The organism is Paenibacillus terrigena DSM 21567 (genome assembly GCF_000374845.1).
Classification (GTDB): Bacteria; Bacillota; Bacilli; order Paenibacillales; family Paenibacillaceae; genus Paenibacillus_K; species Paenibacillus_K terrigena.
In genome coordinates this window covers 124,320-150,657 of the sequence record NZ_KB895416.1, presented here as the reverse complement: position 1 = coordinate 150,657, position 26,338 = coordinate 124,320, and the positions used below count along the sequence as shown (strand labels likewise).

Here is a 26,338-nt window from a genome sequence, read left to right as displayed (position 1 = left end):
GCGGACTACACTCCTTTAAATATATGGGTATCTTTGCGCAACCGCGCAATGTTCTGTATTTTATCAATTTGCATATGGCCTTCTTGAAGGTATGCAAATTCCATATTGGACTCTTTGATTTCCCATTCATCCGGAGGTCTGCTGATCACATCGGCAATCCGTAGCTGTGTCGGTGAGAAATAAGACGCGGCAATAATCGCATCGACATTTCCCTCAATTCCTGCGTGCGCCATTCCCCGTAGTGAACCCATCACATAGATATCCCCGGTACAATTCACCGTTCCCCCTGGATTCACATCCCCTAGAAACAGAAGATTGCCGACGTGATGCAGCACTTGCCCTGAACGCACCACCCCGGTCATGATCTTCATATCATTCTCACTCACAGATGCGATCTCAGTCTCATCCGATTCAATCGAACGAATCAACAAATTCCCCTTTTGCTTCAGAATATTCAGAATCTCTTCCTTCTCTGCATCCGATATCGCTCTTGCACCGAGCTTAACATCAACATGCATAATCGGTCCTGTCAAAATATTCTGATGCGAATGCTCTAATTTATATTGCAAATCTTGTATCAGTGCTGTGAATTCACATGTATCGTCCAGCAGGAACACAAGGCCGTCTTTCATTCCTTTGATTGTAACATGATGTTGTTTTGTCGTTCCCATATTTGCCTGTCCCTCCTCCCTAAATAATTCGTCCTAGGGTAAGAAAGTTCCTGCTTATGCCTTAATCTTCTTCAAGCTTCGGTCGAAATTCTTGGTCGAGCACTTTGCGAACCGGAACATATACAATAAGAGCAAATAATAACTGCAGGAAGGAGCTAGGAATAATTTGATAAGCTAGCGCCCAATCGTAGGACATATGGTTCACTTTGAACATCGTGTAAATCAAGAATATGATCGAGTCGAACATCCAGCTGCCGAGGATCGAAACCACGATCATCCATCCGATGCCGAGCCGCTTCTCGCCGAATACTTTGCCGATTAAATAACCACAAAGCCCCATACTGAACGAATACACACCTATCATATTCCCATAATGGATCACATCATGAAGGAGACCGAAGATTAACCCGATAACCAGCGCTTGATATCTCGTGGTATACACCGCATAGAATAATACAATGATAAAGACAAAATGAGGGATAACTCGCATTCTCCATTCCACTGGAATAATCCACGGCATCACCGTGCCCTCAATGATTAATAACAAGATCATAACGACAATCATCCATTTACGATTCATCCGAGCGATTCCTCCACGTTAAGGTACCACGACGAACAGTTCTTTCCAATTATCGAAATTCGCTGCTGGTTTGATCGTCGCTGTATGAGTTAAGCCGTAGTCTCCGACTTGTCTGGAAATAACCGTTCCCATAATGAGTCCGCGTGGAAATGCTTCACCGATCCCCGATGAGACGATCGTATCACCAACGGCAAGCGGGTCCTTCTCATCAATCTTGGTCATGAGATACGTGCCTGTCTGTGGATCGTAACTCTCAATAAGTCCAAACGACTGGTTCTCTTTACCGATGGCCGTTGCCGCAATCGCATTGGAATTCGGATTCTTTTCGTTCAGGTCTGTAAGCAGCTTCACCGTACTCGTAAGCGGCGATACATGACTAATCGTGCCGACCATGCCATCGACGGAAATGACAGCCATATTCGGCTTCACACCGTTCTTCTCACCGATATTGATCGTAATGTTCTTATTGTACGGATCCTGATTCACCGACACGACCTGAGCAATGCGGTAATCATATTTATACAATTTCTTCTGTTCTTCTGTAAAATGCAGTTCTTTCTGGTATCTCTCATTATCAGCAGCAATGAAATTATAATTCGCTTTGTCGCGAATATAGTGCGAAACTGCGATTTTCAGCTGTTCATTTTCTTCATAGATATGGTTCAGGTCGCGAATATCTTCAAACAAGCCCGCTATAAAGCCAGCGGGCTTGTAAAATAAACTTTGAGCGAACCCAAACGTATCGTTAATCATCTTCTCAGGAAATGTTAAATTCTCTCGTTTATTACTCAACGTAAAGCCGAGAAGCGAGATGAATATAATCATGCCGAGCAATAATATGAACAATCGTTTATTCCCCAATAATTTAAACAGTTTAAACACCTCTTATCGTTTCGAGCGAACCGCCGTACTGCTTTTGGATTTAAATAAGTGGATGTTCTCTAGCGCACGACCGGTACCTTTTGCTACACAATCAAGAGGATCTTCCGCAACAATAACCGGCATACCTGTCTCACGTGCAAGCAATTTATCGAGATTACGCAGCAATGCGCCGCCACCTGTCAACACGATCCCGCGGTCCATAATATCCGCTGCGAGCTCTGGTGGACATTTCTCAAGTGTTACCTTCACCGCATCAACGATAGAGTTCACGGTATCCTGCAACGCTTCTGTAATCTCATCGGAGGTGATCGTGAGCGTCTTCGGAAGTCCAGATACGAGATCGCGTCCACGAATTTCAACCGTCTCTACTTGATCAAGCGGCAATGCGGAAGCAATATCGACCTTAATTTGCTCAGCTGTACGTTCACCGATCATCAGGTTATAAATCCGTTTGATATATTGAATGACAGCATCATCCATCTCGTCGCCTGCAACACGAACCGAACGACTTGTTACAATTCCGCCAAGCGAAATGACCGCAACTTCTGTCGTACCGCCGCCAATATCAACAACCATGCTGCCTGTCGGCTCCCATACCGGAAGATCTGCACCAATCGCTGCCGCGAATGGCTCTTCAATGGTATAAGCTTCACGCGCACCTGCTTGCTTTGTCGCATCTTCAACCGCACGTTGTTCTACAGCTGTAATCCCTGAAGGTACGCATACCATCACGTTCGGATGACGCGGGAATACAGAGCGCTGCTTCTGAGCTTGTCTAATAAAATATTTAATCATTGTTGCAGTCGTATCGAAATCCGCGATAACGCCGTCTTTCATCGGACGAATCGCGCGAATGTTACCCGGTGTACGACCGATCATTTTCTTAGCCGACTCACCAACAGCTTCTATTTTTTTCGTATCTGTACGGATCGCCACAACGGAAGGCTCGCGAACAACGATCCCTTTTCCTCGAACATATACAAGTGTATTTGCAGTTCCCAAATCAATTCCTAAATCTTTCGTGAAGCTTCCAAACATGCTGTAATCTCCCTTTCTTTCCTGTAACTCTTCATCGTTTATCTTATCGTGCTGATAATTTAAATATTATATTACATAAGTCCCTGTTCCTTCAAACTTATGTAACGTTGATCACCAATCACGAGGTGATCAAGCACCTCAATGCCAATAATATTGCCGGCCTCGACGAGACGCTGCGTAAGCTGAATGTCTTCTGGACTGGGCGTTGGATCGCCGCTTGGATGGTTGTGAGCGCATATTACTGATGCGCTGCTGCACTTGATGGCAGCTCGGAAAATTTCTCGGGGATGAACGATTGAAGCATTTAAGCTTCCCATCGACAGTGTCTCTTGTTGGAGCACATGATTTTTGGTGTTGAGAAACAAACATACAAAATGTTCTTTCTGCAAATAACGCATTTGTTCCATGAGCAAATCTGCTGCATCTGACGGCTTTCGAATGGTAATCTTCTCATTCATTGTCGCTCTTGACAAGCGACGACCAAGTTCAATACCTGCCTTTAATTGAATAGCCTTTGCTGGTCCGATGCCTTTGATTTGTGTCATTTCTTCTACGGTCATATCAACCAAATGGCGAATGTTGCCTACTTGCTTAAGCAGCCGCTCAGCGACGCGAACAGCGGATTCTCGCTGTGTTCCTGTGCGAAGAAGAATTGCTAGCAATTCAGCGTGACTAAGTGCGCTTGCCCCATTCTGTATCATGCGTTCTCTTGGACGTTCTTCATGGGGGATATCGCGCAGAACAAGCCCTTGCGAATCCATGAATTCCCCTCTTTCATTGTTGAAATAATCCTAGAATACATCTTCCATAAGTTAGCTTTCTTAAAGTACTTCAATGCCAAATTTCGTGAGCATATCACTAAGCAAGGATAACGGCAGACCCACGACGTTGAAATAACATCCGTCGATCGACTCTACAATCGTTGAACCTAATCCTTGTATCGCGTACGAACCCGCTTTATCCATAGGCTCCCCACTTGCGACATACCGCTGCACTTGCTGTTCTGTTAAATGCTTCATTTTGACATACGTAACACGGTGAGATACATGGGTCTCCCCTGTCTGCGCATCAATACAAGCCACACCGCTATACACCTGATGTGTCTTTCCTTCCAGCAGATTCAGCATCGATATCGCATCCTCTGCATCCTTTGGTTTGCCAAGGACACGATAATCAAGCACCACAATGGTATCCGCACCAATGATAATGCCTTGATCGCCCTCCTGCAGCATCTGATGCACAGCCTCAGCCTTGCGAAGCGCCAATTGCTCTGCGACCTGTGCCGGCGACCAATACGTCGGCGTGGTCTCATCGACATCACTCACACGAATTTCGAACGGGATATTCAGAACGCGAATGAGCTCTTGTCTTCGTGGTGATGCAGACGCTAAGATGAGGCGACGTTGATCCCTATTCAGCATTTTCGACTCCCCTTCACCATTATTTTACACCTTTACACATTATACTTATATTTACGGTTTAACACAAACCAAAAACCGACAGGCGCCTTTGAAATCAGGTCCTATCGGTTAGATATACTTTATCTCACACGGCTTGCATAGACGCCATCCAATTTTTCTCACTTACCACGAACGCCATCAATGCGGATTGAATGCTCCATAGATGGGATGTCGACAGCTGCTTACCGTATTCATTTAACGAGATAATTGCCGTGTTCATCGACTGGGTCATTTTCCCCCAAGCTTCCTTCGAAGACTCTGGCAGGCCTTTGACCGCCACTGTACCAAGCTCTGTCCATTTCTGATGCGCATCCTTAATGGCTAACAATTCTGCCTGTGTATAAGCCGTAGGGTCTTTACGCTCTAGCTGTGCTGTTGACATCTGTAATAGAATTTGAACCACCTGATCGCTCTGTTTCAGAAATTGCTCCATCTGTGACGCATCACCAGCATACATCAATTGCGTCGTCTCCGGCAGCTGCAAATCTCGAACATAGAGCTCAACTCCTTGCAGTGCCAGCTCAGCTTTCATCAACTGGGCCTCTTCACGCGATGTCGCCATACCGGCATACACCCGATTCTGATCCGTAGTATCTCCGAACGCGGCCAAGCCTTTATCCGTCAACTCCTGCTGCGCAGTATTTACACCTGCTAGATCTTTGAAAACACCATACTGTAGCATATAATAGGTCTTCGCATCACGTTGAATCGTTATGTTAACCGCTTCACCTGGTGTGATCGCTCCTTGCTTCACCCCGGACTCCGCCACCTTACCTGAAGTCTGAACACTACCGCTTGTACGAACATTATCCGATAAAGAGCCCGACTTCACACCTGGCAGACTCACTTCCCCTTGAAATAACGATAATACAACGAAGCCGAATACAGCACCTGTCACAATTGCGCCAGCGACAGAGGCAACGACTTTGACCCATGAAGGATTTCTTGTTTTACGATAAAATCCACCGACTGGCAGCTCCGTCCATTGTACACTATGCCCTTCTTCACTATGATTTCCTAATTCAGCATTGGATCGTTCTACATGTTCCTCTGAATCTTGGATCATATCCACAATCCGCGGCTGTGACTTTGGAAGGATGACTTCGGGCTGGATCGAAGAGGTTTCGCCACGAATCAACTTCTCAATACGGTTCGTCTCTTCATCGAATGTGGGGTCCCATGCACCATAATCGGAGCTGTACCTCTGGATCGGAACAACATGACCAACCGTCGTTGACTCTACAGTTTCTTCTACCGAATCATTATTAGGAATGATCTCTGTTCCTCCCGACTTACGCGGCGGATCATCGAAGCGAAACGTCATTTTGGCCTTACTCATGCTTACCCTCTCCCTTGTCCAATCTTCTAATATCATTCTTATGATAGAGTTGAGAGATTTATAACTGCTTCTCCATGGCATGACAAAAAAATCTCGATCCTCTGCTTGTGCAAAGAATCGAGATTTCCCACTCCTGTCCTTCTTATCGAAATGTCTAGAACCCTTTAAATTGCGGCTCTTCATTTTCGAGTTGTTGTACGCGGGCTTCAACTTGCGATACGACTGATTGTGTCGACTGCGCAGCGGACTCGAACATTTTTTTCGCTTCTTGATTTTGCGTTTCAAGCGCGAAGGATTCTAGACTCGCTTGAGCACTTTTCAAACTTGCTAAAGTGGTTTTCACTTGGGATCCAACGGTCATTTCTCACACCTCCTTTTTACAAATACCACTCTAATGTGTCCGAATGTCACCAGAATATTCTTCTCACTTTGCGGGAACATTTCATATGAATCCTGTTCACAACTTTTGACAAAACATAAAGGGGAAGGAGTCGAAAAAACGATGCCTGAATGGTTTGAAGCTGCCCTTCGTACATTGGTGGCTGTTTTGGTTCTGTTTTTCTTCACCAAAGTATTAGGAAAACGTCAGGTCGCGCAGCTATCTCTGTTCGAGTACATTACGGGGATTACGATTGGTAGCCTTGCTGCATACATCTCCATGGATTTAGAGAAGCATTGGGGGCTTGGTATCATCTCCCTCGCCGTGTGGGTTGGTGTATCCTTCATCATTGAAATGGTGCAGTTGAAGACCAAAAAGCTTCGGGATTTTATAGATAGCAAATCTGAGGTCCTCATTAAGGATGGCAAAATTCTTGAAGATAACTTGAAGAAGGTTCGCGTTACCTCCGATGAGCTATTATCCCAGCTGCGCAAAAAAAATGTGTTCAATGCGGCGGACGTTGAATTTGCCATTATGGAATCGAACGGGGAGTTCAATATCTTGCTCAAACGCGAGAATCAACCGCTTACGCCAAAGCATTTGGGTATTAAGGTCTCACCTGATAAATCACCAGAGGCTGTTATTATGGATGGAAAGCTTATGGATGAGGGATTAGCTGCATTCGGTTACAACCGTAACTGGCTAAATCGAGAGCTAGAGACCCTTGGCGTGGCCATCGAGAACGTATACTTGGGTCAAGTGGATTCATACGGACAGCTGTATGTCGACCTCTATGACGATCAAATCCAAGTGCCCGAGCCGCAGAAGAAAGCAACCCTGTTTGCTACACTGAAAAAATGCGAGGCAGATTTAGAATTATTCGCGTTATCCTCGGAAAATGAAGCTGCCAAGGCGCTTTATACACAATGTGTAGATCAGATGGACCAGGTCATCGTAGATATGAGACCTTTGCTTACCCGTTAATGCATTGATCTGTTTAGATTTTGAAGGAGGTTATGGTTTTGTCGGAAAAGCAGAAGAAACAGAAGTTAACGCCCGTGCAGCAGGAATACCAAGCCCTTGCGAAACGAATTGAACCCAAACGAACGACCTTTAAGAACTGCGTGCGGGCATTTCTGTCGGGTGGGATCATTTGTCTCATAGGTGAATGTATTACCAAAGCCTTTATCACATGGGGCGGATTCACAGAGAAAACAGCAGGAAATCCAACCGTAGCCATCATGGTGCTCTTGTCAGTCATCTTAACGAGCTTCGGGGTCTATGATAAAATCGCGCAATGGGCTGGAGCAGGGACTGCGGTTCCTGTTACAGGATTTGCGAACTCCATGGCATCAGCAGCAATCGAGCATCGTAGTGAGGGCGTTGTACTTGGCGTGGGTGGGCAAATGTTCAAAGTGGCAGGGCCTGTTATTGTATTTGGTACCGTCGCAGCCTTCATTGTCGGGATCGTGCATATGATTCTTCAGTTTAACGGAACGGGGGCCGGGTCCTAATGACACTAAGAGGACATCAATCTTGGATATTCGAGAATAAGCCTCGCATATTCGGAAGCGCATCGGTTGTAGGTCCTTTTGAGGGACAGGGCCCATTAGCGAATGACTTTGATATTATCCATGGCGACCTCATGTTAGGTCAGAGTACATGGGAAAAAGCGGAGAACAAGCTCATCGAAGAGGCAGCCAAAATCGCCATCGAAAGCGCCGGATTAACGAAAGAGCAAATTCAATTCTACGTCGGAGGCGATTTGCTCAATCAAATTATTAGTTCAAGCTTCGCGGCTAGAACCCTCAGCATCCCTTATCTAGGGGTATTTGGCGCTTGTTCCACTTCGATGGAGAGCCTTGCACTCGCCTCGTTGATCGTAAACTCTGGCTCCGCTCACTACGCTTTAGCTGTAACAGGGAGCCACAATGCAACCGCTGAGAAGCAGTTCCGTTATCCGACGGAATATGGGTCCCAGAAACCGCCAACCGCTCAATATACTGTCACGGGTGCAGGAGCTGCCGTCGTCTCCAAACATGGCGAAGGCCCTCTCATCACCTCAGCTACGATTGGGCGTGTCATAGATATGGGCATTACAGACCCATTCAATATGGGTGCTGCTATGGCACCAGCAGCCGTAGATACCATTCAAGCGCATTTCCGAGATTTGCGGATTGAACCTGGGCATTATGATCTAATCGTTACAGGGGATCTAGCAAAGGTCGGATATGAAATCGCAAGTGAACTGCTCAAGAAACATCACATCCCTATGAATCAGACGGATTTCCGGGATTGCGGCATGATGATCTATGACTATGAGAACCAATCCGTCCAAGCGGGAGCTAGTGGATGTGGATGCTCTGCTACCGTTACTTACGGGCATTTGCTCAAGCAGCTTCGAGCCGGAACGTGGAAAAGAATTCTCGTCGTTGCCACCGGTGCGCTTCTATCCCCAATCTCTTATCAGCAAGGTGAAAGTATTCCTTGTATCGCACATGCCGTATCCATTGAATATGACGGGACAAACTAGCATATACATCAGAGAAGACCTAGATTTTATTCGGTTGTCGAAAGTGGAGCTGATGAAAGTGCAGTTATTCAATAAGATTGTTGCGACGATCGCGGGAAGCATGCTACTCGCGATCGGAATCAATCTATTCCTAATCCCCTACAATGTTCTCGATGGAGGCGTTATCGGCATCGCGTTAATTCTCAATTACATGTGGAAGGCGAACATAGGCATCACCTTTATTCTGTGTAGTTTGCCGATCCTGGTGCTCGCCTGGTTCAAATATCGCCATTTTTTCTTCAGCAGCTTCCCAGGCATGATTATTTCCTCCTTTTTCATTGACCTTTTCTCAGGCATTAGCCATAACCTCCTTGCTCCGTTGCATATCCATCCCATTACCAGTTCCTTCATTGGAGGGATCTTTATGGGAGTCGGATTTGGCATCATGCTTCGAAACAATATTAGCACCGGCGGAACCGATCTGCTCGCCAAATACATCGCGGATAAATTATCCGTCAATGTAGGATTCACCATTTTCATTCTAGACGGACTCATTATTACCCTGGGTGGTCTATTATTCTCGCCCCGAACCTTCTTCCTATCCATTCTGACCATTACCATCGGAGGCCTCTCGACAGGCGTTTGCTGCTATCGGAGAGCCCCTCGAGAAGTCACTTTACCATGGAAAACATAATTCAAATCGATAGCAACGCCAAAAAACGTCCAACCCATAAGGTTGGACGTTTCTATTGAACGATAGATAAGTCTGAATCGGGAATATAACGATTAGAAGCGTGCACGCAGTGCCTTTGCTAGACCATCTGCCGCCTTCCAAATATCACCTGCACCCATCGTAATGACTAGATCGCCAGGTTTCACATCCTCGCTTAACTTCGATAATACTTCTTCCTTCGTTGGAATATACTTCGTGTTCGGATTGCTGTTCTGAATGATCATATCAACAAGTCTGGACGAAGTGATCCCTTCGATCTGTTTCTCGCCTGCAGGCGAATAGATATCCGTAATAATAACCTCATCTGCGTCACCAAAAGCTTGACTGAACTGTTCCAGCAAGAAATACGTCCGTGTATAGCGCTGCGGCTGGAACACTGCAATAATACGTTTACCCGTGGACTTCGCCGCTTGGATCGTTGCTTGAATTTCTGTCGGATGATGCGCATAGTCATCAATAACGAGAATATCATTTACTTCACCGAGCACTTGGAACCGACGTTTCGCACCACGGAATTCCTTAATCGACTCTGCAATGGCATAGAATGGAATGTCCGCTTGCATGCACGTAATAATCGTTGCCATCGCATTCGAGATGTTGTGTCGTCCCGGTACTGACAGCTCGATAGTCCCGAGTGGAACATCTTGATAGGTAAAGGTGAACGAACTCTTACGATCGCCAAGTACGATATCTGTCGCCCGATAATCCGCAGGCGAGTCGATGCCGTATGTAAGCACATCACATTGGAGATTCGGAATCATTGCTTGCAGAATCTCATCATCCGCGCTGACGATAGCTTTACCGCCTGGCTTCACTTGGTTCAGGAATCGCACATAAGCTTGTTTCAGCTTCGCATAATCCCCGTCATAGTTCTCCAGATGATCCGCTTCGATATTCGTCACAATCCCTATTTGTGGATGATATTGCAAGAAGGAGCCATCGCTCTCATCGGCTTCTGCGACGACATAATCGCCTTTTCCAGCCTTCGCGTTGGTCCCCATATTCATAATCTCGCCACCGATGATATAGGTCGGGTCCGTACCACATTGCTCCATGACAAGCGCGATCATCGACGAGGTCGTTGTCTTGCCATGCGCACCCGCTACAGCAACGCCTTTACGGGTATTCATTAACCGTGCTAACATCTGTGCACGATGCAGAACCGGGATATTGAGCGTTTCCGCCCTTACGCGTTCCACATTGTCTTTGGATAAAGCCGTTGAATAGACGACGAGGTCAGCCCCTTCAACATTATCCGCCGTATGGCCAATATATATTTTGGCGCCATTCTTCGCGAGCTTCTCTGTTAACTCTTGCGCTGCGACATCGGAGCCCGTTACGGTGTAACCCATCTCTAGCATTACGCGAGCAATCGCGCTCATTCCGTAGCCGCCAATACCGATAAAATGAACATGTTCTGTTGTATTCAAGAAATCCTCACCAACCTTTTTCAGAATCGGTTTGATACAAAATATAAGATCGTACATCTGCGATTAAATACAAAGTACCGGAGACAACGGTTAAATCTGCAGGAGCTGCCATAGACGCTAGCTTCGCAAGCGCCGCCTTCCAGTTCGGTTCGATGATGATCTGAAGATCAGGACGCGGCGACTCTGCCAATACGTTTTGCACGATGGCGTAGAGATCCTCCGCATTCATTTTTTTACGGAAATCAGGCTCGGTCAAAATGAGCGTATCCACTATTGGTAGTATATGCCGTAAATAGTCTGTATGATTCTTCGTTGATAACATTCCCATCATCAAATGTACACGCTCGTACGTATACGTCTCGCGCAGTGCTTGTGCGAGGGTTGCTGCACCTTCAGGATTATGGGCCCCGTCAACTAATAGGCGCGGCTGCTCCGAGATCATCTCGAGCCGTCCAGCCCATGCAGCTGCTCGCAATCCTTCCAGCAAATCTTCATCATCAATCAGCAATGCATAATATTGTTTCAGTACTTCCAGCGCCATCACTGTTACACCAGCATTCTTAATCTGATGCGCACCATTCAATTGAATCGTTAACTGATCCAACGTACGGAACGGCCCTTGGAACTTAAAAACTTGTTGATTCTCTTCACTTGATAACGTCGTGAGACGATATTGATCATTCATTAAGTACAAAGTTGATTTCTGGTGCTGCGCCGTATTACGAATCACTTCAATCACTTCAGGCTGCTCCACGGAGCTAACGATCGGCACGCCTGGTTTGATAATCCCTGCCTTTTCCCGGGCAATCGCCTCCAGCGAATCGCCGAGAATATCCATATGATCGTGGCCGACATTCGTAATAATCGAGATGATCGGTGTTACGATGTTGGTCACATCCATACGTCCGCCAAGGCCTGTCTCCCAGACGACAAAGTCAGGGAACACAACCTTCGCATAATAGATAATCGCAATCGTCGTCGAGACCTCGAACATCGTTGGTGATCCCAATTCAGACGCGGCTATCTCTTCAACGAGAGGCCTCAAAGTATTCGTGATCGCTAGCAAAGTCTCTTCAGGAATGTTCGTGCCATTATACTGGAAGCGATCTGTAAACTTCGTAATATACGGTGATGTGAACGTTCCGACATCATAACCCGATTGACGAAGCACAGAGGTAAGAAACGCACACGTCGATCCTTTACCGTTCGTCCCCGCGACATGAATGAATTTCAATGTGCGCTCCGGATGCCCGAGCCGCTCCATCATCAACTCAATACGCTGCATACCAGGACGAATCCCGAATGGAATGAGTCCGTTAATCCAATCTACTGCTTGTTGGTATTGGTCGAAAGGGGCTGTCGTTACAGCCCCGCGATTGTCCGCCATGGTGATCTCACCCTTCACTCTTAGCTTTGCAGCTCTTGAATGCGTGCAAGCACTTTGTCAAGCTTATCGGAATAATCCTGCTGTTTCGCGCGCTCTTCTTCGATGACTTTAGCAGGTGCTTTGGCAACAAAACCTTCATTGGCAAGCTTCTTATCGACACGTTCAACTTCGCTTCTTAAATTCTTCACTTCTTTTTCAAGACGCTCAATTTCCTGCGCAATATCGATCAATCCTGCAAGCGGGAGATACAGCTCGGCGCCCGTCACGATGGCTGTCATCGCTTTTTCTGGCACAGCAATGTCTGTAGAAGCTTCGAACTGCGAAGTGTTACAGAAACGTTTGATGTAGCCTTCATTGTTACGGATAATCGCATCGCTCTGCGCATCAGCCGATTTAATGACAAGTTCGATTTTCTTGCTCATCGGAACGTTCACTTCTGCACGTACGTTACGAACAGCGCGGATAATGTCCATCAGCAAGTTCATTTCTTTCACGGCATCCGGAGCTTCCAATTTCTCATCGTATGTCGGCCAAGCAGCAAGCGTAATCGTCTCGCCTTCATGCGGCAAATGCTGCCATATTTCCTCGGAAATATAAGGCATGAATGGATGGATCATCCGCTGTGTACGGTCAAGCACGTAGGACAATACGGATTGAGTCGTACGTTTCGCTTCCGCATCCTCACCGTAGAGACTAAGCTTCGCGAACTCGATGTACCAATCACACAGATCATCCCAGATAAAGTTATACAAGAGGCGTCCTGTCTCACCAAATTCGTAAGAATCCATCAGACGTGTAATATCACGTGCAGTTTCGTTCAAACGGTGTAGGATCCAGCGATCCGCCGTTGAGAGATTACCGCTGATATCGATCTGATCAACCGTGAAGCCTTCAAGATTCATCAACGCAAAACGGGAGGCATTCCAAATTTTATTGGCAAAGTTACGTGCCTGTTCAACCCGCTCCCAGCGGAAACGCAGGTCTTGCCCTGGCGTGCTGCTCGTGGAGATCATGTAGCGCATAGCGTCTGTACCGTATTTGTCGATAACCTCAAGCGGGTCAACACCATTGCCGAGGGATTTGGACATTTTGCGTCCTTCGGAATCACGAACAAGACCATGCATTAATACATCTTTGAACGGAATTTCATCAGTGAATTCCAGCGCCGTGAAGATCATGCGAGCAACCCAGAAATAAATGATGTCGTAACCTGTTACGAGCACATCAACCGGGTAGTAGCGTTTCAAATCTTCTGTATCTTCTGGCCACCCAAGTGTTGAGAAAGGCCATAGTGCTGAACTAAACCACGTATCCAGTACATCCTCGTCTTGTTTTAGGTTCGCGCTTCCACATTTGCAGCAAGCCGTTACATCTTCATGCGCCACATGAAGCTCACCGCAATCATTACAATACCAAGCTGGAATACGGTGTCCCCACCAGAGCTGTCTGGAAATACACCAGTCACGAACATTCTCAATCCAGTTCAAGTATGTTTTCTCGAACCGATCCGGAACAAAGTTAACGCCTTTGCCTGACTTCTGCGCTTCAATCGCACGTTCAGCTAATGGTTTCATTCGTACGAACCATTGTGTGGAGAGATAAGGTTCAACCACAGCTCCGCTGCGCTCGCTATGTCCTACTTGATGAACATGATCTTCAATCTTGATCAATACACCAAGTTCTTTCAAGTCATTTACGATTTGCTTCCGGCAATCCGCACGATCGATTCCTTGGTACTTACCAGCAAGCTCGTTCATGACGCCGGACTCATCCATCACTGTGATTTGTGGAAGATCATGGCGAAGACCCATTTCAAAGTCATTCGGATCATGTGCTGGCGTAATTTTCACCGCGCCGCTTCCGAAGTCTTTCTCAACATAATCATCCGCAATCACCGGAATTTCACGCCCAACAATTGGAAGGATAAGCATCTTGCCAATCATATCTTTGTAACGTTCATCTTTGGGATGAACTGCAACCGCTGTATCACCGAGCATCGTCTCCGGACGCGTCGTTGCCACTGTGATCGAACCGCTACCATCTGCAAGTGGATATTTCAAATGATACAAATGGCCTTGTACTTCCTTATACTCTACTTCAATATCCGACAATGCTGTGCGTGCTGCCGGATCCCAGTTAATGATATATTTGCCGCGATAGATCAAGCCTTTTTCATAGAGCTTCACGAAGACTTCACGAACCGCTTTGGACAGACCCTCATCGAGTGTAAACCGCTCACGGGAATAGTCGAGTGACAACCCCATTTTTGCCCATTGCTCACGTATCGTGTTCGCGTAAGTTTCTTTCCAATCCCATACTTGCTCTAGAAATTTCTCACGTCCCAGATCATGGCGCGTTACGCCGCCTTCACGCAGCTTCTGCTCAACCTTCGTCTGTGTCGCAATCCCTGCATGGTCAGAACCTGGCAGCCACAACGCATCATAACCCTGCATCCGCTTCGTACGCACAAGAATATCTTGCAATGTAAAATCGAGCGCATGCCCAATATGAAGCATTCCTGTTACGTTCGGCGGTGGGATCACGATGGAATACTTCGGCGCATCCGGACGTTGTCCTGCTTTGAAAAATTCATTTTTCATCCAGAAATCGTACCACTTCTGCTCGGCCGCTTTTGGATCATACGTCGTTGGCATTGACGTCTGGTTCTTATTATCCTGTGCTTCTGACATGATAAACCCTCCATTTATTTACATTCAGAGTCTACACCTACACGTTCAATCCATGTATAAGTCTATAGGAAAAACCAATAAACTTGGGAATTGAACAAATAAAAAAACCCTTCGTCTCAAAGGACGAAAGGATATCTTCCGTGGTACCACCTTTGTTTCGCATACCGCTAACAAACATCATCTACCTATAGCATGCGACACTCAACAGATAACGGCTGCAACCGGTTTGCACTAGCTCTTCCATTCATCGCAGATACATCTGCATCTAGAAGGATTCGAACAAACAACTCCAGGGCGACTTCAGCAACTACATCCTGCGGAGCCTCACAGCGTCAGTCAGCTCCACTCTCTGAAGGGTTCGGTGCCTACTATTCCCTTTCAATGTCTTTCCTATATAGAATATCCAATATTTTATCATTTAAATCCCTCATCGTCAATCATTGCAAGCAGATGTACAGAAGCTAGGCTTCCTAGTCATACCAGCTCGTCAATCCTCATAGAATACGATAAGGTGGTGGTCCAACGTGGAACGATGGTGGTACAAAAACCGCTATACCGTCAAAGGCGTCATTTTCCCTTTAATCTGCATCCAATTTGTCCATACCCTCATATTGCCTACGGGTTTTGGTGTCTTCGTCCTTTTTGCACTGTTCTTAATCTACTTAGGATTTATATTTAACGTCTATTAGCATACATCATGCCTGAGAGGCTTTGCAGACGTCAGTCTGTAAGGCCTCTTTAACATATATCAGGCAAGGCACTCGCAGAACAGCAAAAAACCCCTCACCTGACCCGGTCGAGATTCTCTCGAAGTGGCTCTGGTTACGGGGCTCGCTCATCCGATCCACGCTGAACATCATGATCATCGAATGTCATTTTGCTCCACTCAATTCAATTATGGGATATACAAAACTTGACCTTCCGCTATCGTATGATCATTCAATCGATTATATAACAGCAGTTCACGTGGATTCATGTTATAGCGATCGGCGATCATATCCAAGGTTTCTTCCCGCTGAACTATACACATCTTTAACTTGCGGAAGGCTCTCTTCTCATCTTCATGATTCAAGAACAGACTCTTCCATTCGACTTCTTCACCATTCGAACTAGAACGCAGCTTCTTCGCTTGCTTCTCTAGTTCTTCCACGGCATGACGCGTCTCAATTTCCTTGATATTCTTACTCGAATAGAGCAGCGCACTAAGACCCATATTATTAGCATTCTCAGGTTCTGGCTCTTTCTTACTGTTAAAAGCAACCTTGAGCGCTTTCTTCTCTTCCTCGATCCGCTCTTCAAGAGAAAGTTCCTCCGCTTCGGAGGTCGTGTTCTCCTCTACTAACCCGTAATCATAGAAAGGGGCCTGCTGAGACTCTTCGATCGGATGCTCCGAATTTGAAATAAACACTCTTTCTTTTTCTTGCTCAATTGGTTCTTGCGGTGTGAATTCCAGATGAGGTTCCTTGTCCGTCTCCAGTGAATCAATCTGTTGTGGCTGATCGCTGAGCGTTACCTCGGCAATGCGTTCCGTCGATTCACGATCTTCTTGCTCAATCTGATTCTGACTATCCGCTCCCTCGGCCTGAATGGTTATAAATTCGGGGTGAAACGTTATACCTTGATGCTGCTGTTGCTCAATCTCGTGTTCAATCTGTTGCTCACGCTCGTACAAGCTGACGGATTCGAGAATATCGCCAACATCATTATTCTTCGAGGCCTGGAACGCCTCTTCCGGTACGTCTTCTTCCGATTGAGAACGGAAATCCTTCGGTGCAGCTGCCTGAACTTTTACCGGCTCGGTCTGGTGAACAACGGTAAATTGCTCGGCCATCCAAGGCGATTGCTCCGGCTGTGTCAGTTCAATCCCTTTGAGCGACAGTACGCCATTAATGTTAATCGTTCGCGTCGATAGCAGATCCACATCGAAATTCTCAATCTCGACTGAAATATCGTCCAGACTTTGTACACGATTCATTGGCAATGTAATTTCCACTGGAATAAAGTGCGCGAGAGTAAGCGTTGAACGCTGCTCATCATCGCCTTTATATACGCCAGACAGCAGCAGATTGCCGCGCAGCGTTGCGTGGTCTCCATGCGGAACGACTTGAACATTCGGAACAAGCTCGATCTCTTCTAATTCTTGTATCCCAACTACTTCATCTGATAAGTGAACCCGCTCGTAAATGTCAAATCGCAAACCATAGGATTGATCAAACAAAACGAGGTCCTCCCTTCTGCATATAAACCTAAATGACCATCATTGTCAGATGGATATCATGACTACTTACATTTATCTATATGCCTAGAAGGAAAGAGCATGCCATATATTTTTGAAAAGTGGGACAAAGTTTATGAACTTCGTGGATTGGTAAAAAAAATAAACCTGGCCGTTGGCCAGGTCATACATCTAAACCCATACGTCTGCGCGTGTGGGAGGGACGGGTATGGGGTTCCCTTTTTTGTTCTACTTTGTGCTCTCTTCTACTTTTAACATCGTAAGTTCCGCGCTTTATGCATTCGAACCGCTAAACTTCGCATACAGCTCCTTGAACATCACGGTCCATGGAGCTTCGACCTCCATCCATTCCCCGTACATAGGATGCTGGAAGCGCAGCAATTCGCCATGTAACGCCTGGTACGCTGCATACTCATCTCTGCCGCCATAGAGGGTATCTCCGAGCAGTGGATGGCCCGCATGATTCATATGGACGCGAATCTGATGGGTTCTTCCTGTCTCAAGCTGAAGACGTACGAGGCTCACTCCTGCATGCGGGAATGTCTCGATTAGCTCAACATGAGTCACTGCATGATCTCCTGTTGGCGAGACACGACGCCGCTGCTTATGATGACGGTCTTTACCGATCGGCGCATCAATCTTGTGCAGCTTAGGATCAACGATCCCCTGCACGAAGGCGACATAAACCCGTTCAATCGCTTTCTCACGCATTGCTTCATCGAGTCGAATTTGGCTGAACTCATTTTTCGCGTACAGGACCGGGCCTGTCGTATATTCATCCAGCCGATGAATATGCCGGACGCGATGCTGCTGTCCCGAACATGCATAATAGCTGGCTACGGCGTTCGCAAGCGTCTCTACTTGATCCGGCACCGTGGGATGTACGAGCATCCCCGCTGGCTTGTTCACCACCATACAGAAATCATCTTCGTACAGAACCTCAAGTTCTGTCCAATAAGCCGGGATCGGATCCGTCTCTTCTGGGAACAATCGGACCCGCAGGCGATCTCCCGCCTTCACGAGATCACCCCTATGGGCCAGCTTCGATGCAAGCTTCTCCGGTAAATGAAGAGACGACTGCGGTGCAGTCGTCACGAGCCATTCCCCTTTGCGTATCCACTGTTCCGGGGATAGATAACGTTCCGGAATCATAGCTGCTTGAGCGCAATGTAGTTCGCTTCGATCGTCGCATCGATATCTGCATCGCTATGCGCCGCAGAGACGAACATACCCTCGAATTGCGATGGAGCGATACTTACACCCGCATTCAGCATATTGCCGAAGTAGCGACGGAAATGATCCAAATTCGCTGTCTTCGCCGTATCATAGTTAATCACGAACTGATCTGTAAAGAAAGGACAGACCATCGATCCCACGCGGTTTATTGTCACTGGAATACCCAGTTCTTTTGCATTCTTCTCAAATCCAAGATGCAATTTCACCGCTTGCCGTTCAAGCTGCTCATACACATCTTTCGTTAGAAGCTTCAAGGTCGTATACCCTGCAATCATCGCCAGAGGATTACCGCTGAGCGTTCCTGCTTGATAGATCGGACCGGATGGAGCCATCTGTTCCATAATCTCACGTTTACCGCCATATGCGCCTACAGGCAGACCGCCACCGATCACTTTTCCCATACAAGTCAAGTCAGGCTTAATGTCATACAATCCTTGTGCACAGTTAATATGTACCCGGAATCCTGTCATGACCTCATCGAAGATCAACAAGCTGCCGTATTGTGTGGTGATATCACGCAGTCCTTGCAAGAACCCAGGCAATGGCGGAACCACACCCATATTTCCTGCAATCGGTTCAACGATCACGCAAGCAAGCTCTTCACCGTAGCGTTCAAAAGCAACACGCACCGACTCCACATCGTTATAGGGCACCGTAATGGTATTCGAAGCTACGCCCTCAGGTACGCCAGGGCTATCTGGAAGTCCGAGTGTCGCTACACCGGAACCCGCTTTGATCAAGAGACTATCGGCATGGCCATGATAAGAACCTTCAAATTTCAGTACCTTGCTGCGTCCCGTGTAACCCCGAGCCAGACGGATCGCACTCATCGTCGCTTCTGTCCCCGAATTCACCATCCGCACAATATCCACCGAAGGTACACGTTCGCACACAAGCTTCGCCATTAACGTCTCAATTTCAGTCGGCGCACCGAAGCTTGTTCCTTTGGCAGCAGTCTTCTGAATCGCTTCAATCACTTCTGGATGGGCATGCCCCATAATGAGCGGTCCCCAGGAACAGATATAATCGATGAAGCTGTTGCCATCAATATCATAAATCCGCGAACCCGCCGCATGATCAATATATAACGGTGTTAAACCTACCGATTTAAATGCACGAACGGGGCTGTTTACGCCACCTGGAATATATTTTTTTGCCTCTGCAAAAGCTTCTCTAGCACGGTCATCTTTACGTGTTTGAAGATTGTCCATTTCGATTCCTATCTCCTTTACTTCAGCCATCTTGCCGCATCTTTGGCAAAATACGTAATGATTAAATCAGCACCCGCACGCTTCATACCGATCAACGTCTCTAGCACAATGGCCTTCTCATCGATCCATCCATTCTGTGCAGCCGCTTTGACCATCGAATATTCCCCACTTACGTTATAAGCGACGAGCGGAAGATCAAACTGATCTTTGAGCGTACGAATAATATCCATATAGGCAAGCGCAGGCTTCACCATCAGCATATCCGCACCTTCGAGCACGTCGGATTCTGCTTCACGTAGCGCTTCTTGTGCATTGGCAGGGTCCATTTGGTACGTCTTGCGATCCCCGAATTGCGGCGCCGAATGTGCAGCTTCACGGAACGGGCCGTAGAAAGCCGATGCATATTTGACCGAATAAGACATGATCGCAATATGAGCGTAACCCGCTTCATCCAAGCCCGCACGAATCGCCTGCACGAATCCATCCATCATATTCGATGGCGCAATAATATCCGCACCCGCCTCAGCTTGTGATACAGCCGTCTTCACGAGCAGTTCGAGCGAAGCATCATTATCCACTTCACCATGCAGCTCGCCGCAGCGATCTTCCACATGCACCATGCCGCAATGTCCATGATCTGTGAACTGACATAAGCAAGTATCCGCCACAACGACAAGATCTGGATATCTCTTCTTAATATACCGCGTCGCTTGCTGAACAATACCGTCCTCCGCATAGGCAGATGACCCTACAGCATCCTTGGTCTCAGGTACGCCGAACAGCAGTACCGAAGGAATGTTCAAGCTGACGATCTCATCGATCTCTGCATCTAATTGATCCATAGACAAATGATACACACCAGGCATCGAAGGAATCTCTTCACGGACATTCGTTCCGTATGTAACAAAAATCGGCGCAATCAAATCATTTACCGTTAGTACCGTCTCACGCACCATGTTGCGAATGCCTGCCGTACGGCGCAGACGGCGATGTCTCACGATTGGAAAACTCATTAAGGTACCCTCCTAGAAGTGAAATCAATATATCGTTGAAATGAGAACACAAACATGTTTATCTTTTCGCTAAAACGCAAAGCGCATGTACAAGCGATTCAATTGTTGCTTCTTCCGAAATGGCTGACACGGTCAGCCCTGCTGCTACGGCGGTCTCCGCTGTAAGCGGCCCAATACAAGCGATCTCCACACCGCTTAGCATGTCAGCTAAATTGGTAACGCCTAATCGTTGAAATGCTCGAATGAAATTCGTAACCGTCGAGGAGCTCGTAAATGTAATCATATGAATGTCACGGGCCTCAAGCTGTTCCAGCAACTCTCGTCCTTCTTCATCATCGTTCACTTGAACTGTCTCGTATACCTTTAGGTCCGTAACGTCAAGACCCAGGCTATGAAGCTGCTCTGGCAACCATTTGCGTGCAAGATCTCCTCGAGGAAGCAGCACGCGCTGCCCTGGATTCAACTCCGTACGGATTGCTTCCAGAATACCCTCTGCCCGATACTCTTCCGGCAAGCATTCTGTCATGATCCCACGAGATTCAAGAGCTTCTGCCGTCTTCGGACCCACCGCTACCACACGTGCTCGCGTTAACCGCCGGATATCCATCCGATTCTCACGCAGATGTTCGAAGAAACTCTCTACCCCATTCACACTCGTAAAAATAGCCCAGTCATACGACTCCAGCTGCTGCATCGTCTCACGGATAACAGCAAGCTGATCCGGCGATGAGGTACGCCTTGTCTCAATGACAGGAAATTCGACCGGTTCCCCGCCAAGGTCATCGATGTGCTGCACAAGGTCACTTGCTTGCGATCTGGCGCGTGTTACGAGCACCCGTCTTCCGAACAGAGGCTGATGCTCCACCCATTTTAATTTCTCACGCTGCAAGACCACATCGCCGACCACGATAACCGCGGGAGATTGGAAATTCGTGACTCTGACTTGCTCCGCAATCGTTGCAAGTGTTCCGACGAGCGTCTCTTGCTCGGGCCGTGTCCCCCAACGAACGAGGGCAACGGGTGTCTCCGGCGACCTGCCGTGCTTCATCAATTGCTCACTTATGTAATCGATCTTCGCTACACCCATCAGAAATACAAGTGTACCTGTCGCATTCGTTACCTTGTCCCAATAAATAGATTTATCCAGCTTATCTGGACTTTCATGCCCTGTGATGACGGAGAACGAAGAGGCAAGATCACGATGTGTAACTGGGATTCCCGCATATGCTGGGACCGCAATCGCAGAGGTAATGCCCGGCACGATCTCATAACCAATATCATGCTGCCGTAACAATTCGGCTTCTTCCCCGACACGTCCGAATACCGTTGGATCTCCGCCCTTAAGACGTGTAACCACCTTACCCTCCAAGGCAAGATCAACAAGCAATTGATTGATGTCTTCTTGCTTCATTGTGTGCCGATCCGGGAGTTTGCCGACATAGACCTTCGTCGCGCCTGGTTTCATATATTTGAGCAACCTTGGAGAAGCAAGACGGTCATAGACGATGACGTCTGACCGCTGAATGCACTCCAGACCTTTTAATGTAATGAGCTTGGCATCTCCCGGCCCTGCGCCGACAAGATAAACGATTCCTTTCCCCAATCCGTCCATCTCCCTACTGATTCAATTCCGCCAAAATTCGGTCTGCTCCCTGTGCAATAAGTTGATTAGCCACCTGTTCCCCTAGCTGTTCAGGGTTATTCCCGCGAAGCGTTTCTTTCAGTATAACACGTCCATCAGTTGTGCCGACCATCCCTGTCAATTCAATCACAGGATGCTGTTCATCATCCGACACGAGCGTCGCAAATGCACCAATCGGCACCTGGCATCCGCCGTTCAACCGTCCAAGGAAACGACGTTCAGCTCGAACCGTCAACGCAGTCGAGTGATCATTGAATAGCTGCAGCAATTCGCGAACCTCAGGATCATTCTCCCGACACTCAATCCCAAGCGCCCCTTGTCCAACCGCTGGCAGACATACATCCGGTGACAAATGTTCTGTTATCCGATCTTCCCATCCCATACGAACAAGCCCCGCTGTTGCGAGCATAATCGCATCAAAGCCTTCTGTCTCCAGTTTCCGCAGTCGAGAATCAATATTTCCGCGAATCGACTCCAATTTCAGGTCAGGTCGTACATGCTGTAATTGCGAAGAACGACGCAGACTGCTCGTTCCTACTTTGGCTCCCAGCGGAAGCTCCGACAGCTTGAGTCCTTCACGAGAGATAAGGCAGTCCCGCGGGTCTACGCGCATCGGTATAGCACCATTCATGAGGCCTGCTGGCAGCTCTGAAGGCATATCCTTCATACTGTGAACAGCCATATCAATCACTCCATCGATTAGGGCCTGTTCAATTTCCTTCACGAACAGCCCTTTGCCCCCGACCTTTGACAAGGTAACATCTAGAATCTTATCGCCCTTTGTTACAATTTTATGGATCTCGAATTGATAGGGCAGTCCATGCTTCTTACAGATTTGTTCCAACTGCGCTATGACTTGTCCTGTTTGTGTCAACGCAAGTGCGCTCTGCCTTGTTCCTACGATTATCTTACGCATCGTGTTGCCTCCTCGTCCTGACTTGCAAATATAGCAATATTAGATTTAGCTTTTATTCGATCACAGCAATCTGTTCCTTTATCCATTTCTCCATCCACCCTGAATCCGCTGGAGGAAAGACACCTTGCTCGATCTGCTCTAACCAGTTCATCTCAAGCATCTGCTTCATCAATTGTCTTCGAACGCCAGCATCAGGAATGCTGCGTTGTATCATGTGACGTAGATCAGCTAGTACATCCAAATATATCTCATATGCCTCACCATACTGCGCTTCAATCTCTGACACAATCCGCTTCGCAACCTCTGGGCTCGCCCCGGAGGTAGATACCGAAATAATCAATTTCCCTCGCCGCATCGTGCTCACATTCACAAAGTTGGAGCTGCGTGAGGAACTCGCGACATTAACCAGAATGCCTAGAGCATGCGCATCGATTGAGACACGCTCGTTCACTACCTCCGAATCGGTCGCAGCGAACACGATTTGAGCCCCTTTGAGGTCCCCAGGTTGATAGGTTCGATTCCTATCCGTTATTCGCCCTTCTGCGATCCATTGGTCGATTTGCGGGGAATAGTCACTACTGACAACATGCACCTTCGCTCCTGCTTCGAGCAAACCTCGAATTTTACGTTCCGCGATACGTCCACCACCTATGACAATGCATCGTAGGTGTTCCATCTGCAGTAATATCGGATAAAACACCGCGTCCGAGGCCTCTTCCATAGCAATCACTCCCATATCCAATGATGGAATGTAGAGAAAGAATTCACTGCGAAATTGAGCACCATGAGTGTGTACGCAAGCAGCGCCCACCGTGCCAATCGATATCCTGTATGCTTAAGTGAAACTCTTTTAATAAAATAATACACGTAACAAATCGCGGCCACGAGCGTGAGCAGCACCTTCACATCGAGGAGAAGATCCAACTTTTCTTCCATATAAATCGATGAGATGGCGACTGCTAGTGATAGGATCAACAACGGCGTACCAATCATGATCGACAGATTCGCGTAGCGATCGATTTTCTCCAAGCTCGGCAATCGACGAACGGAGTCATCCCACTGCTTTTCCTTCAGCTTCCGGTGTAAGTACATGTACATCCCTGAGAATATACTCCCAATCGTAAATGCAGCAAAACTGCATATCGCAAACGCAACATGCAGAATTAGAATTTCTTTGACAATCTGCCAGTGTTCTAGCCGTTGCTCCCCGATCGGACTGCTAAATAAATTAAGTAAAAGTACGGCAAACCCTATTACGTTCACGATAAACACAATATATTCAATCTTAAAAAAGAGACTGATGAGCAGCGAGATCGTGACGAGTAACCAAGATAAAAGAAACATAAATTCAAGTACAGACAACAATGGAACGGCCGGCTGCTCAATTAATTTCCCTGCAAGGAAGAGTGTCTGCAGGCCCCATACAAAAAGAAGAAGCCCCGTGCCCATCCGCTTCGCACTCCGATTTGGCTGTGCAAAATCGGAGAAATAAAACAGAAGGCTCAGGGCGTATATATAGATAATCGCATCATACATCCAATTCTGAGTTAACATCAATCCTTCACCACCTACTTCGTTACGGTCGCCCATGCAAATCCAGATTTTGATCCGGCAGACGATCTTTCGTTCATTCTCATCTCAGGTGATGATGTTTGCTCATGTGCCTTGTTCTGACGCTGCTCTTCTGCTTCCGCCTTCTCCATCTGCTCTTCGAGCGCGAAAATCTGCGTGAACATTTCGATTGCCTCGTCGCCGTTCTTCTCAACAGCCATTTCTTTAATCCGTAGAATCGGATCATGCAGCATCTGATTGACAATACTCTTCGTCAATTTGCGGATGACCTTCGCTTGTCGTTCATCCAGATCCGGCAGTTTCTTGAATAGGCTCTCCATGGTGTCTTGATGGATTTGCGCTGACTTCTGCTGCAAAGCATAAATGACAGGGCTAACGCCAAGGGTCTTCAGCCACTGACGGAAAGCTTCTATCTCCTTCGCAATCATCGCATCAATCTTCGTCGCTTCCTTCCGGCGAAGTTCGAGATTGCTCTCAACAATCCCCTCAAGATCATCAATATCGTACAAGAACACATTCGGTATCGAACCAATCGCAGGGTCTAAGTCACGCGGCACCGCAATGTCGATCATGAAAATCGGTCGATTCTTGCGCTTCTTCATGCTCTCCTGTACCTGCTTCACATCCAGTACGAAACCATCTGCCCCTGTCGAGCTAATGACGATATCCACCTCATAAAGCAGCGATATCCCGCCTTGAATCGAACAAGCTCGTCCATTGAACTTCGACGCTAATTGTTCCGCACGCGTTAGTGTACGGTTCGCGACGATCACTTCGTCCGCTCCATTCGCATATAAATGCTTCACCGTTAACTCGCTCATCTTCCCGGCTCCAAGAATGAGAACCTTCTTCTTCGAAAATTGCCCGAAGATTCGTTTGCCGAGCTCCACCGCCGCATAACTAACCGAGACAGCCGCTTCACCAATGGTCGTCTCCGCATGGGCACGCTTGGCCATCGTAATGGCTTGTTTGAAGAGCATGTTGAACCATGTTCCAGTTGCTCCGTACTCTTGTGCAAGCAGGAAAGCATCTTTCATCTGCCCAAGTATTTGCGTCTCCCCAATGACCATCGAATCAAGTCCGCTTGTCACTTGGAATAAATGCTCCAGTGCGCGATCATCCTCATAGATGTACAAATAATTTGTAAATTCTTGACGAGGAATCTGGAACCATTTCTCCATAAAGCTGCGAATGAAATGTCCGCACATGTGCAGACGATCCACAACAACATAAATTTCCGTCCGATTGCAAGTCGCAACAATCACACATTCTAGAACGCTTTTCGTTGCCTTAAGTTGTTGTAACGCCTCTGGTAAAGCTTGTTCGGCAATGGCGAACCGCTCCCTCACTTCGACCGGGGCAGTCCGATAATTGAGTCCGACCGCTAAAATGTGCATTGTGTCACCTGCCT

General features: G+C 47.3%; 25 protein-coding genes and 1 other annotated feature. Of the genes, 5 read left to right on the top strand and 20 right to left on the bottom strand.

Features of this window, described 5'->3' with window-relative positions; all coding sequences use genetic code 11:
- Window positions 1-5: 5 nt before the first annotated feature.
- The 8 genes from minC to C558_RS0114605 form a co-directional block, all read right to left on the bottom strand.
- Entirely contained in the window at window positions 6-671 is a 666-nt protein-coding gene (minC, locus tag C558_RS0114640; protein WP_018757034.1) for a septum site-determining protein MinC, read from the bottom strand.
- A gap of 61 nt (window positions 672-732) precedes the next feature.
- Entirely contained in the window at window positions 733-1,251 is a 519-nt protein-coding gene (gene mreD, locus C558_RS0114635; protein WP_018757033.1) for a rod shape-determining protein MreD, read from the bottom strand.
- 18 nt (window positions 1,252-1,269) lie between these two features.
- Window positions 1,270-2,112, bottom strand: a complete 843-nt coding sequence (mreC, locus tag C558_RS0114630; protein WP_281167124.1) for a rod shape-determining protein MreC — start codon at window positions 2,110-2,112, stop codon at window positions 1,270-1,272.
- Window positions 2,113-2,136: 24 nt separating this feature from the next.
- Window positions 2,137-3,171, bottom strand: a complete 1,035-nt coding sequence (locus tag C558_RS0114625; RefSeq protein WP_018757031.1) for a rod shape-determining protein — start codon at window positions 3,169-3,171, stop codon at window positions 2,137-2,139.
- Window positions 3,172-3,242: 71 nt separating this feature from the next.
- Window positions 3,243-3,932, bottom strand: coding sequence for a RadC family protein (gene radC, locus C558_RS0114620; protein ID WP_018757030.1), 690 nt, complete (start codon window positions 3,930-3,932; stop codon window positions 3,243-3,245).
- A gap of 60 nt (window positions 3,933-3,992) precedes the next feature.
- Window positions 3,993-4,592 (bottom strand): Maf family protein, encoded by a 600-nt coding sequence (locus C558_RS0114615; RefSeq protein WP_018757029.1) that lies wholly within the window; start codon window positions 4,590-4,592, stop codon window positions 3,993-3,995.
- Between the two features lie 124 nt (window positions 4,593-4,716).
- On the bottom strand, window positions 4,717-5,970 hold the full coding sequence (locus tag C558_RS31055) for an SPOR domain-containing protein (RefSeq protein ID WP_018757028.1): 1,254 nt from the start codon (window positions 5,968-5,970) through the stop codon (window positions 4,717-4,719).
- A 154-nt stretch (window positions 5,971-6,124) separates the two neighbouring features.
- Window positions 6,125-6,331, bottom strand: coding sequence for a DUF1657 domain-containing protein (locus C558_RS0114605; protein WP_018757027.1), 207 nt, complete (start codon window positions 6,329-6,331; stop codon window positions 6,125-6,127).
- A 141-nt stretch (window positions 6,332-6,472) separates the two neighbouring features.
- On the opposite strand from C558_RS0114605, the gene C558_RS0114600 reads away from it, so the two are divergent.
- From C558_RS0114600 to C558_RS0114585, 4 genes are read left to right on the top strand one after another with little or no spacing between them, the layout of a single operon-like run.
- A complete protein-coding gene (locus C558_RS0114600; protein ID WP_018757026.1) occupies window positions 6,473-7,333 on the top strand; it encodes a DUF421 domain-containing protein in 861 nt (286 codons plus the stop codon).
- 38 nt (window positions 7,334-7,371) lie between these two features.
- The gene (gene spoVAC / locus C558_RS0114595; protein ID WP_018757025.1) at window positions 7,372-7,863 is read left to right on the top strand and encodes a stage V sporulation protein AC; all 492 of its coding nucleotides are present in this window, start codon (window positions 7,372-7,374) and stop codon (window positions 7,861-7,863) included.
- On the top strand, window positions 7,863-8,882 hold the full coding sequence (gene spoVAD / locus C558_RS0114590) for a stage V sporulation protein AD (RefSeq protein ID WP_018757024.1): 1,020 nt from the start codon (window positions 7,863-7,865) through the stop codon (window positions 8,880-8,882). The genes spoVAC and spoVAD overlap by 1 nt, the downstream gene beginning before the upstream one ends.
- Before the next feature lie 52 nt (window positions 8,883-8,934).
- Complete coding sequence (locus C558_RS0114585) at window positions 8,935-9,555, top strand: YitT family protein (RefSeq protein WP_018757023.1); 621 nt, start codon at window positions 8,935-8,937, stop codon at window positions 9,553-9,555.
- Window positions 9,556-9,647: 92 nt separating this feature from the next.
- Here the strand turns inward: C558_RS0114585 and murC are convergent, their stop codons facing one another.
- From murC to C558_RS0114570, 3 genes are read right to left on the bottom strand one after another with little or no spacing between them, the layout of a single operon-like run.
- On the bottom strand, window positions 9,648-11,024 hold the full coding sequence (gene murC / locus C558_RS0114580) for a UDP-N-acetylmuramate--L-alanine ligase (protein ID WP_018757022.1): 1,377 nt from the start codon (window positions 11,022-11,024) through the stop codon (window positions 9,648-9,650).
- A gap of 7 nt (window positions 11,025-11,031) precedes the next feature.
- Complete coding sequence (locus C558_RS0114575; RefSeq protein WP_018757021.1) at window positions 11,032-12,411, bottom strand: bifunctional folylpolyglutamate synthase/dihydrofolate synthase; 1,380 nt, start codon at window positions 12,409-12,411, stop codon at window positions 11,032-11,034.
- Window positions 12,412-12,431: 20 nt separating this feature from the next.
- Window positions 12,432-15,101 carry a valine--tRNA ligase gene (locus tag C558_RS0114570; RefSeq protein WP_018757020.1) on the bottom strand — a complete coding sequence of 890 codons (2,670 nt, stop codon included), beginning with the start codon at window positions 15,099-15,101 and terminating at the stop codon, window positions 12,432-12,434.
- Between the two features lie 116 nt (window positions 15,102-15,217).
- Window positions 15,218-15,492 (bottom strand) — a binding site (T-box leader).
- A 133-nt stretch (window positions 15,493-15,625) separates the two neighbouring features.
- Here C558_RS0114570 and C558_RS34275 point away from each other — a divergent pair.
- Window positions 15,626-15,790 (top strand): hypothetical protein, encoded by a 165-nt coding sequence (locus C558_RS34275; RefSeq protein ID WP_169445380.1) that lies wholly within the window; start codon window positions 15,626-15,628, stop codon window positions 15,788-15,790.
- 206 nt (window positions 15,791-15,996) lie between these two features.
- Here C558_RS34275 and C558_RS0114560 read toward each other — a convergent pair whose 3' ends face one another.
- From C558_RS0114560 to hemA, 9 genes are all read right to left on the bottom strand, one after another.
- Window positions 15,997-17,319: a LysM peptidoglycan-binding domain-containing protein gene (locus tag C558_RS0114560; RefSeq protein WP_018757018.1), complete on the bottom strand. Its 1,323-nt coding sequence runs from the start codon at window positions 17,317-17,319 to the stop codon at window positions 15,997-15,999.
- Window positions 17,320-17,610: 291 nt separating this feature from the next.
- Window positions 17,611-18,489: an RluA family pseudouridine synthase gene (locus tag C558_RS0114550; protein WP_083927189.1), complete on the bottom strand. Its 879-nt coding sequence runs from the start codon at window positions 18,487-18,489 to the stop codon at window positions 17,611-17,613.
- Window positions 18,486-19,784 (bottom strand): glutamate-1-semialdehyde 2,1-aminomutase, encoded by a 1,299-nt coding sequence (gene hemL / locus C558_RS0114545; RefSeq protein ID WP_026263927.1) that lies wholly within the window; start codon window positions 19,782-19,784, stop codon window positions 18,486-18,488. The genes C558_RS0114550 and hemL overlap by 4 nt, the downstream gene beginning before the upstream one ends.
- Window positions 19,785-19,801: 17 nt before the next feature.
- Window positions 19,802-20,797, bottom strand: a complete 996-nt coding sequence (gene hemB, locus C558_RS0114540) for a porphobilinogen synthase (protein WP_018757014.1) — start codon at window positions 20,795-20,797, stop codon at window positions 19,802-19,804.
- Between the two features lie 58 nt (window positions 20,798-20,855).
- A complete protein-coding gene (gene cobA / locus C558_RS0114535) occupies window positions 20,856-22,409 on the bottom strand; it encodes a uroporphyrinogen-III C-methyltransferase (RefSeq protein WP_040675073.1) in 1,554 nt (517 codons plus the stop codon).
- A gap of 4 nt (window positions 22,410-22,413) precedes the next feature.
- Window positions 22,414-23,355 carry a hydroxymethylbilane synthase gene (gene hemC, locus C558_RS0114530; RefSeq protein ID WP_018757012.1) on the bottom strand — a complete coding sequence of 314 codons (942 nt, stop codon included), beginning with the start codon at window positions 23,353-23,355 and terminating at the stop codon, window positions 22,414-22,416.
- A 52-nt stretch (window positions 23,356-23,407) separates the two neighbouring features.
- Complete coding sequence (locus tag C558_RS31050; protein WP_018757011.1) at window positions 23,408-24,076, bottom strand: precorrin-2 dehydrogenase/sirohydrochlorin ferrochelatase family protein; 669 nt, start codon at window positions 24,074-24,076, stop codon at window positions 23,408-23,410.
- Between the two features lie 5 nt (window positions 24,077-24,081).
- Window positions 24,082-24,945, bottom strand: coding sequence for a cytochrome c biogenesis protein CcsA (gene ccsA, locus C558_RS0114520; RefSeq protein WP_245583805.1), 864 nt, complete (start codon window positions 24,943-24,945; stop codon window positions 24,082-24,084).
- Complete coding sequence (hemA, locus tag C558_RS0114515; RefSeq protein WP_018757009.1) at window positions 24,924-26,324, bottom strand: glutamyl-tRNA reductase; 1,401 nt, start codon at window positions 26,322-26,324, stop codon at window positions 24,924-24,926. Before hemA ends, ccsA begins: the two co-directional genes overlap by 22 nt.
- Between the last annotated feature and the right edge of the window lie 14 nt (window positions 26,325-26,338).

Bases quoted from the DNA above. Each gene is read 5' to 3' on its own strand.
- minC (WP_018757034.1), bottom strand. From the start codon at position 671: ATGGGAACGACAAAACAACATCATGTTACAATCAAAGGAATGAAAGAC.
- mreD (WP_018757033.1), bottom strand. From the start codon at position 1,251: ATGAATCGTAAATGGATGATTGTCGTTATGATCTTGTTATTAATCATT.
- C558_RS0114625 (WP_018757031.1), bottom strand. From the start codon at position 3,171: ATGTTTGGAAGCTTCACGAAAGATTTAGGAATTGATTTGGGAACTGCA.
- radC (WP_018757030.1), bottom strand. From the start codon at position 3,932: ATGGATTCGCAAGGGCTTGTTCTGCGCGATATCCCCCATGAAGAACGT.
- C558_RS0114615 (WP_018757029.1), bottom strand. From the start codon at position 4,592: ATGCTGAATAGGGATCAACGTCGCCTCATCTTAGCGTCTGCATCACCA.
- C558_RS31055 (WP_018757028.1), bottom strand. From the start codon at position 5,970: ATGAGTAAGGCCAAAATGACGTTTCGCTTCGATGATCCGCCGCGTAAG.
- C558_RS0114605 (WP_018757027.1), bottom strand. From the start codon at position 6,331: ATGACCGTTGGATCCCAAGTGAAAACCACTTTAGCAAGTTTGAAAAGT.
- C558_RS0114600 (WP_018757026.1), top strand. From the start codon at position 6,473: ATGCCTGAATGGTTTGAAGCTGCCCTTCGTACATTGGTGGCTGTTTTG.
- spoVAD (WP_018757024.1), top strand. From the start codon at position 7,863: ATGACACTAAGAGGACATCAATCTTGGATATTCGAGAATAAGCCTCGC.
- C558_RS0114585 (WP_018757023.1), top strand. From the start codon at position 8,935: ATGAAAGTGCAGTTATTCAATAAGATTGTTGCGACGATCGCGGGAAGC.
- C558_RS0114575 (WP_018757021.1), bottom strand. From the start codon at position 12,411: ATGGCGGACAATCGCGGGGCTGTAACGACAGCCCCTTTCGACCAATAC.
- C558_RS0114570 (WP_018757020.1), bottom strand. From the start codon at position 15,101: ATGTCAGAAGCACAGGATAATAAGAACCAGACGTCAATGCCAACGACG.
- C558_RS0114550 (WP_083927189.1), bottom strand. From the start codon at position 18,489: ATGATTCCGGAACGTTATCTATCCCCGGAACAGTGGATACGCAAAGGG.
- hemL (WP_026263927.1), bottom strand. From the start codon at position 19,784: ATGGACAATCTTCAAACACGTAAAGATGACCGTGCTAGAGAAGCTTTT.
- hemB (WP_018757014.1), bottom strand. From the start codon at position 20,797: ATGAGTTTTCCAATCGTGAGACATCGCCGTCTGCGCCGTACGGCAGGC.
- cobA (WP_040675073.1), bottom strand. From the start codon at position 22,409: ATGGACGGATTGGGGAAAGGAATCGTTTATCTTGTCGGCGCAGGGCCG.
- hemC (WP_018757012.1), bottom strand. From the start codon at position 23,355: ATGCGTAAGATAATCGTAGGAACAAGGCAGAGCGCACTTGCGTTGACA.
- C558_RS31050 (WP_018757011.1), bottom strand. From the start codon at position 24,076: ATGGAAGAGGCCTCGGACGCGGTGTTTTATCCGATATTACTGCAGATG.
- ccsA (WP_245583805.1), bottom strand. From the start codon at position 24,945: ATGGGCGACCGTAACGAAGTAGGTGGTGAAGGATTGATGTTAACTCAG.
- hemA (WP_018757009.1), bottom strand. From the start codon at position 26,324: ATGCACATTTTAGCGGTCGGACTCAATTATCGGACTGCCCCGGTCGAA.